Consider the following 4796-nt stretch of genomic DNA (forward strand, 5'->3'; position numbering starts at 1 on the left):
GCTGTGAACTCGGGATTCAACCAAAGCGTTCCCGATGCTCGACACAGAGCGCTTTCCACTTGAAGTGGATCAGGAGGCGTATCCGGCGTGTGGAGAGTAGTTCGCACACTGCCCGATTGCAAATGTCTCGATGAACCTGCCGATCAGCGTTGTCTCGGTGCGCGCCGCTTCCTCGCACAGCGCTCTCTTTGGCCTAGAGCGCCTTGGCACCGACCGCTTCGACCGCCCGTCGATCTCGTGGGTGCGCAGAATGAGATATCGCCTGGGCTGCGTCGGCGCGGGGATCTGCTCGACAAGAGCGGGCAACGATGGCCCATCCATCGTGCCGTCAATGACATAAGGCACCGTCAGGAGTTTGATGCGCAGCGCGGCGACGAGCGTCGGCGAGGCGCGGCGCATCGAGCAGCCATTGGCAATGCGCCGCGAGCGGCGAGCGCTGTGGCCCGTGTCCTGAGGTCTTGCGAGTATCCTTCGCCATCGCGCGACTTCGCCGTTGCTGTCATAGCAACTTGGATCCGATTTGCGCGCCTCCGGGAACCTCGTTACTGTCTCGATTAAAATCAACCAAACATTATTCGGGCGATGAATTTGCCCTATCAGGTTGTGAATTCGAGGATCAAAGTTGCAGATCAATTTGGAGAGTCCTTGGCAAGGTGGTCGCCTGGACCATGCCGATAGGATCCCAACAGCCACGAGCTCAATTGCCCTTATCCCGCTGCATGGAACGGTGAATTGAATAGCCTTACCCGGCGCGCCGGCCTTCGGAACGTGCTGCATTCAGCTTCGCGGATCACGGCAATTTCCGTCTTCGTGCTGGCGCCGTTTCCACTTGGATCGGTCGACCTCGTCTGGATTTGCGTCTGGACCGTCCTGCTCGTGTTCAGCCTGCTGACCGCGGATCTCGGCGGCACCAGCCGCGAGCAGGTCGGGCTGTTGCTCCCGCTATTCGCGACGATCGCGATGATCGGCGGAATTGTGACGCTTCAAGCCTGGCCCGATCCACCGATCGGACAAGCCGACCCGGTGTGGGAATTGCCGACCCAATTTCTGGGCCTGACGGTCCCCCACCGCATTTCGATGACGGCCACCGGCCCCTGGCTCGCGTTCGGCTACCCCTTGCTGCTGTCGCTTGCATTCGTCCGCGCGGTTTTCCTCGCGACCGACGCGAAGGCCGCGCAGCAGTTGCTCCGGATTCTGGCTTGGGCGGGTTGCGCGTATGCCGTTTACGGAATCTGGGCACAGATCGCCGATCCCGGCACCCTGCTGTTCAAGCGCAAGGAGGCTTATTTAGGCTTCGCCACCGGGACTTTCGTCAATCRCAATACGGCTGCGACTTTCTGGGGCAGTTGCGCCCTGCTCTTCCTGGTGCCGCTGTTACGCTTCCTGCATCGCAGGGATAGGCATGACGCGCCGCCTTCAGATCAGCGGATGGCGCGGCTTTCATATTATTTCTCCCTGCCGGCGGCGCTCGCCGGCGGATTCATCCTTTGCACGCTGGCAACGGCTATGACGGGGTCGCGCGCGGGCTTGCTGCTGTCGATTTGCGCTTGTCTACTGGCCGGGGGGCTCTACCTTGCGCCGCTCGACGTCGGCAAGCTTCGTCGATGGACGTTGCTCGCGGCGGCCGCGGTCATCGCCTTGCTGCTGCTTGAGTTGATCGGCGGCGTGGTCGCCGGGCGAATCCTTGCTTATGGCCTCGTCGACGAGCAGCGGCTGGGAGCGTACCGCACCTCGATCGCGATCATCCGGGAGCATCCGCTCTTTGGCATCGGATTAGGCAGCTTCGAGGCCGTCTTCCCCTCCTACAGGCCTGCCGAGCTCGGCAGCTACGGCGTTTGGGACCGCGCGCACAGCACACCGCTGGAGCTCGCCGTCGAACTCGGCCTGCCTGCCGCGATCGTGATCGTCGCGAGCGGCCTCTGGTATATTTACCATTTGATAAGAGGCAGCTTGCTGCGGCGACGCGACCGCTACATACCCATCATCGGTACCAGCGTCGCGGCGCTCGGGCTGCTTCACAGCAGCATCGACTTTTCGCTGCAGATACCTGGTTACGGCGTCTTTTTCGCCGCGATCACCGGATGTGGGTTGGCGCAATGTCTGCCGTCATCAATGCGAAAAAACGGTGGCGGAGTTATGATGAGTGAACTATGATTAAGTTAGCTTAATTGGTTATTTTCTTGTCTCGATTGGGCATAGGTCGGATGCGCTTTGTTGTTGGATTAGGTCTTTTGGTGCTTTCGGCCGGCGCAACGGCGCCGGTAAACGCGGCACCAGCAACCGGAGGTTGCATCCCGAACTCGTCGCTTGTGTCGGCAGAGCGAGCGATCTCGTTTCTCGAGCATCCCGACGCGTTTCTCAATCAGTTCAAGGATGGCCAGGGTGGCCTCGCCTCCGAGATTCGCGACATGCTGACGATTCGGCCCGAGACGCTCGAAGGCATTGCCTCGCTTTCGAAGGCAAGTTCGGCAGATCAGAGTCGCGCGATTGGCGCAGGTTTGGGCACCGCGGCATCGGTGTGTGCGCTGACGCAGCCGGCGTTCGCCCAGCAAATCCAGGAAGTCGTCCTGAAGACCGAGAATCCGCCGCTGATCCAGGCTTTCACGAGCATCACCGGAGACATCCCGACCGAAGCGACCTCGGGCGCGGATGCGAGTGGAGACACCAGTGCCGGTGGCGGACAAGGAACGACGCCGAGCAGCAGCGCCGGCTCCGCGACGCCTACGCCCCCTACGCCGACCTTCAGCGCCGGCGCCAGCAGCACCAGTTCGACGACACTGTTCACCGCCGCCGCGCAAGCAGGAACGCCGGTATTGACGTCGGTCAGTCCCACAAACTGAAACGTCTCACGACCCCCAGTCGTCCTGTGAGTGGAGCGGCGGCGCCAATCGAGGCGTCGTGAACATTTGGCCGGGAACTTGCTCGGCCCATAAATTGTTTATCAATTAACCAAGACAGGCTGGGCAGATACGCTGTCCGGGCGGTTAGATTCAATTTTAGCCGTCCGAAACACCCAAGCCCAAGAACTTTGTGAGACACCGGAACCTGCGTCACAAAAAACAAATGACGGGGGACGACATGAAACTCTTGTTTGCACCGATGCTCGCGACGGCAATCTTGCTTGGAGGCTCCGCTGCGAGGGCGGAAGCCGATGCCTCGGGCGATCTTGCGCGGACGACTCAGACCGCGTTCATCCAGGAATTCGACAACACTCTTGCACCGCTTCAGTTCGTCAAGTTCTGCATGAACTACCGCGCCGAATGTGATTTCGARGGTGGTCAGCAGGCATTGCCGTCGGCCGAGCGGGCGATGGAAATGTTGCGCTCGGTCAACGCCTCGATCAACGAAGCCATCTCGCCGATGCGCAAGCCCACCGATCCGATGACCGCCCATTGGACGGTTTCGCCATCCGCCGGCGACTGCAACGACTATGCGGTGACCAAGCGGCACAAGTTGATTGCGATGGGTTGGCCGCAAAGCGCATTGCGCCTTGCCGTCGTGCTGACCAACGGCGGACAAGGGCATCTCGTGCTGGTCGCACGCCTTTCCGACGGCGACGTCGTTCTCGACAATTTGTCGAGCAGCGTCCGCCCGTGGAATTCGCCCGATTATGAGTGGATCTCGATGCAGTCCAGCGCCAATCCGCGCTTCTGGGTTGCGATCGGCCCCCGCGGCGAACGCCTCCGGGCCAACCGCCTCGCGGCGGTTCACTAGAGCCTCTCCGTTCCGATCAAATCGGAACGGACTCTATTTCTTGTTTGACGCGTGTTCTGCACGCGAACCGGTGTTCACTTCGCGGGCAAACGCCCTCGCCGCAGCATAAGATTTCTGGCGGCAGGGCTTGCCTATCGCGGGGGTCCATCCGCACAATTCTCGATCAGAACTTCGGTCAGAATCAGGTTTCACGGGCCCCCGCCGCCGCGCAACGCGCGGTTGCTGATTCTCTGGCCTTCAGCCGGTTGTAACACGCTCGATCTCTCCCCTCGCGTGCCGTCCCCGCACCACAAAAAATGCCTCTCGCTTGCCGTCAAAATGAGCGGCCGGCGTTAATCATCCACCACTGCTGAACTGCCCATTAACGCAGAAATTGCTGGTAGCAGCATGGCCTTGGAGATATAGTTTTGCACCGCACAAAAATTGACACAGTTCTTTAGCAAGATAGGTAAACGATCTGATCTGATCCCACCGTAGTTTCTGTCCAACCAGCCGAGGTACATGCGTGAGCGGCAACGCCATGATTCGACGAATGGATAAATTAACGAGGTTTCGCTTTCTGGCGGCCATCGCGATTGGCGTGGCTGTCGCCGGACTAGCGAGCTCGTGCCAGGCACAGTGCGTCGAATTATCGGAGCGTGCCGCTCAGGTCGACCTGGATACGTTCACGAAGTCGCCGGGGTCGCTGCTGCAGAAGCTGCGCAATGAGAGGGACAAGCTGACAGGCCGGCTGACGGGCTATCTCGTCACCAGCGTCGACGTGCTTCCGGCGGTCCGGACGCTGATCGGCGAAGCTGCCAACGCCGATCGGCCGGCCATCGGCGCCGCCCTGCGAGCGGCAGAAATGCGATGCCTCACCATCAAGCCCGCGGCCTCGCGCAAGATCAACGAATTCGTGCAGAAGGTGGGCGATCTCGCCGTGCTATCCGGCTACTCGGCCGCTGCGGATGATTCCGCTTCCGCCACCCCGGTCGCCAGGGGAGCGAACCCCGGCGCCGATCTGATGTCGGGAGAATGGAAAACCGAACTTGCAGATCCGTTTGCCCCCGTACAGCTTCCGCAATAGCCCTCCCAGCGCGCAG

The 4796-nt window shown here is 60.8% G+C and carries 5 protein-coding genes; 4 read left to right on the plus strand and 1 reads right to left on the minus strand.

Translation table 11 applies throughout. From position 1 onward, the window contains the following. Positions 1-69 precede the first annotated feature (69 nt). Positions 70-633: a hypothetical protein gene (locus AC1D00_RS27040; RefSeq protein ID WP_477012759.1), complete on the minus strand. Its 564-nt coding sequence runs from the start codon at positions 631-633 to the stop codon at positions 70-72. A 99-nt stretch (positions 634-732) separates the two neighbouring features. Here AC1D00_RS27040 and AC1D00_RS27045 point away from each other — a divergent pair, with 99 nt between their 5' ends. The 4 genes from AC1D00_RS27045 (at position 733) to AC1D00_RS27060 (ending at position 4780) form a co-directional block, all read left to right on the plus strand. Next, complete coding sequence (locus tag AC1D00_RS27045; protein WP_477012760.1) at positions 733-2154, plus strand: O-antigen ligase family protein; 1422 nt, start codon at positions 733-735, stop codon at positions 2152-2154. A 50-nt stretch (positions 2155-2204) separates the two neighbouring features. Further along, on the plus strand, positions 2205-2840 hold the full coding sequence (locus tag AC1D00_RS27050) for a hypothetical protein (protein WP_477012761.1): 636 nt from the start codon (positions 2205-2207) through the stop codon (positions 2838-2840). A gap of 238 nt (positions 2841-3078) precedes the next feature. After that, positions 3079-3714: a transglutaminase-like cysteine peptidase gene (locus AC1D00_RS27055; RefSeq protein ID WP_477012762.1), complete on the plus strand. Its 636-nt coding sequence runs from the start codon at positions 3079-3081 to the stop codon at positions 3712-3714. Between the two features lie 505 nt (positions 3715-4219). Further along, positions 4220-4780 carry a hypothetical protein gene (locus AC1D00_RS27060; protein ID WP_477012763.1) on the plus strand — a complete coding sequence of 187 codons (561 nt, stop codon included), beginning with the start codon at positions 4220-4222 and terminating at the stop codon, positions 4778-4780. Positions 4781-4796: the final 16 nt, after the last annotated feature.

It is taken from the genome of Bradyrhizobium sp. P2_E8 (assembly GCF_056403875.1).